This is a genomic window from Streptomyces niveus, from assembly GCF_001723055.1.
In the GTDB taxonomy this organism is placed as follows: Bacteria; Actinomycetota; Actinomycetes; order Streptomycetales; family Streptomycetaceae; genus Streptomyces; species Streptomyces niveus.
Map to the genome: position 1 here is coordinate 1 of NZ_MDCR01000499.1, position 2656 is coordinate 2656.

Sequence of the window (2656 nt, forward strand, 5' to 3'; positions counted from 1 at the left end):
CCCCAGCCGGTCGACACCGTCTCCGTCTTCGGCGACGGTGTCGACCGGCTGGGGGCGACCGCGTCGGAGGCGGCGGAGCGCGGGCTGAACGTCTGGCTCCAGCCGCGGCTCGCCGACCGCCCGCACCGCGAGATCCTGGACCATCTGGCGGCGACCGGTGAGCACGCGGAGCGGCTGCGCCGCCAGGGGGCGGACGTCCATCTCAGCGTGGGCTGCGAGTTCTTCCTGTTCGTGCCGGGCATCGTGCCGGGCGACAACGCGCTGGAGCGGGTGCGGAACCTGCTCGCGGGCACCGTCGACCTGGAGCTGACGCAACGCCGGCTGACGAGCTTCATCTCACGCGCGGCGAAGGTCGGCCGGTCGGTGTTCCACGGCCCGCTGACGTACGGCGCCGCGCACGAGGACCAGGTCGACTGGGACCTGTTCGACATCGTGAGCGTCAACTACTACTCGTACTTCCGGCGCCGGTCCGAGTACGTCGCCGAACTCGCCCCCTATCTCCGGCTGGGCAAGCCGGTCGCGATCACCGAGTGCGGCACCTGTACGTATGTCGGCGCCCCGGAGGCGGGCGGTATGGGCTGGGACGTCGTCGACTACGAGACGGGCGAGATCACGGCGGATCTGGTCCGCAGCGAGCGGGTCCAGGCCGCGTACCTGAGCGATGTGCTCGATGTCTTCGAGTCGATGAACCTGTACGCGTCGCTGGTCTACAACTTCGTGGCACCCGACAGCCAGCACCGCCCCGGCGATCCGCGCCGCGACCTCGACATGGTGGGCTACAGCCTCACCAAGACCCTCAAGGACGACCCGGACGACCCGGATTCGGACTGGCACTGGGAGCCGAAGGAGTCGTTCCACGCGGTGGCGCGGCACTACGGCCGGGGGCGGGGCTGAGGCGGTCTCTTAGCGTCGGCTTACCGACGGCTTAAGTGGACCATAAGGATCCTCTTCCCCCTCTCCCAGCAGGCCGTTCCGGGGTTTCGAGGGGCTAGCTTGCTGAGGGCCGGAGCGGGACGGCAAACCGGTGGCGCCGTGTGCAACGGAGGTCACGCCGCCGGGAGTTCGTCCCGCTCCGCTCCCCCAGCTCGTGCCGCTCGAAGGAGAACGTATCCATGACCGCTCGTCGCAGGACCACCGGGATCGTCGCGCTGGGCGTCTCGCTGGGCGCCGCGCCGCTCGCGCTCGTCGGACTGACGGCCGCGCCGGCCGCCGCCCACGGATCGATGACGGACCCGGTCAGCCGGGTGTCCGCCTGCTTCGCCGAGGGACCCGAGAGCCCGAAGTCGGCCGCGTGCAAGGCGGCGGTCGCGGCCAGTGGGACGCAGGCGTTCTACGACTGGAACGAGGTCAACATCGCCGCCGCCGCGGGCAACCACAAGGCGATCATCCCGGACGGCAAGCTCTGCTCGGCGGGCCGCGACAAGTACAAGGGGCTCGACCTGCCGCGCGGCGACTGGCCCTCGTCGCCCTTCACGGCGGGCAACCGCACCTTCACCTACAAGGCCACCGCCCCGCACAAGGGGTCCTTCGAGCTGTACATCACCAAGGACGGTTACGACGCGGGTCAGCCGCTGAAGTGGTCGGACCTGGAGGACAAGCCGTTCGCCAAGGTCACCGACCCGAAGCTGGTGAACGGCGCGTACGTCTTCGACGGCATCGTGCCCGCCAAGTCGGGCCGCCATCTGATCTATTCGATCTGGCAGCGTTCGGACAGCCCCGAGGCGTTCTACACCTGCTCCGACGTGGTCTTCGGCGCCGACAACGGCGGTTCGGCCGCCGCTCCCGAGGCGTCCGCCCCGTCCGACGCCGATGTCGACGAGGGCGCGGCCAAGTCCACCGTCGACCACGGCGGGCACGGCGGCGACAGCCCCGGCGAGGCCGGGGCGGGCGAGGTGAAGGCCGCGGCGAAGGACGCCGGCGGTTACCAGGAGCCGGCCACCGAGCCCGAGGCCAACGCCCCCGAGGCGAACGAGGCCGGCGCCGCCGAGCCGCAGCCGGCGGGTGGTTCGGAGAATCTCGCCGAGACCGGTGGCGACAGCACCACGCCGTACATCGCGGCGGGTGGCGCGGCGATCCTCGCCGCGGGCGCGGCCGTGATGTTCGGTACGGTCCGCCGCCGGGCCCAGCCCGCGGGCGGCGGCCGGCACAGCCGCTGACGGAGCGCACCCGGCGTGGGCCCCGGACCGGACAGGTCCGGGGCCCACGCCGCGCTCAGCCGATGACGGACGCGCAGGTCGTCGGCGTGGCCCGGCCCGGATCGAGGGCGTTGGCCACCTCGTGGAACGCGATCCGGTCGATCAGCCCTATCGCCAGGTGCTCGGAGATGTTCACCGCGCACAGGTCCTGGAGGGTGACGTTGCGTACGTCGGGCCCGGACAGGAACTGGCTGCGGTACGGCGTGACCACCTGGTCGTAACGGGTGGCTATGACGGTGTACTTGACGCCGGGCACGGTGTCACCGCCCGCGTTGAGCTTGGTGAGGAAGGCCGATCCGGCGATCTGGTCGGCCAGCCCCGGGGTCTTCTCGGTCAGCAGGTCCTCCGCGCCGGGGAAGTGCGGGAGCAGGTTGGTCAGACCGAGCAGGGTGGTGCCGTGGTTGTCGGGCGCGAGTCCGACGAGGGCGTTGACCTTCGCCGCCCCGCCGAGGAACTTGAGG

The 2656-nt window shown here is 71.2% G+C and carries 2 protein-coding genes and 1 pseudogene; 2 read left to right on the forward strand and 1 reads right to left on the reverse strand.

The genetic code is table 11. The features are described 5' to 3' along the window. Positions 1 to 894 (forward strand): glycoside hydrolase family 113 protein (locus BHU15_RS40675; RefSeq protein WP_069631056.1); only part of this gene is annotated, 894 nt, incomplete at its 5' end. 218 nt (positions 895 to 1112) lie between these two features. After that, a complete protein-coding gene (locus BHU15_RS36845) occupies positions 1113 to 2156 on the forward strand; it encodes a lytic polysaccharide monooxygenase auxiliary activity family 9 protein (protein WP_069631057.1) in 1044 nt (347 codons plus the stop codon). Between the two features lie 55 nt (positions 2157 to 2211). Here the strand turns inward: BHU15_RS36845 and BHU15_RS36850 are convergent. Continuing rightward, a pseudogene (locus BHU15_RS36850) lies at positions 2212 to 2656 on the reverse strand (lipase); the annotation flags it as partial.

Bases quoted from the DNA above. Each gene is read 5' to 3' on its own strand.
- BHU15_RS36845 (WP_069631057.1), top strand. From the start codon at position 1,113: ATGACCGCTCGTCGCAGGACCACCGGGATCGTCGCGCTGGGCGTCTCG.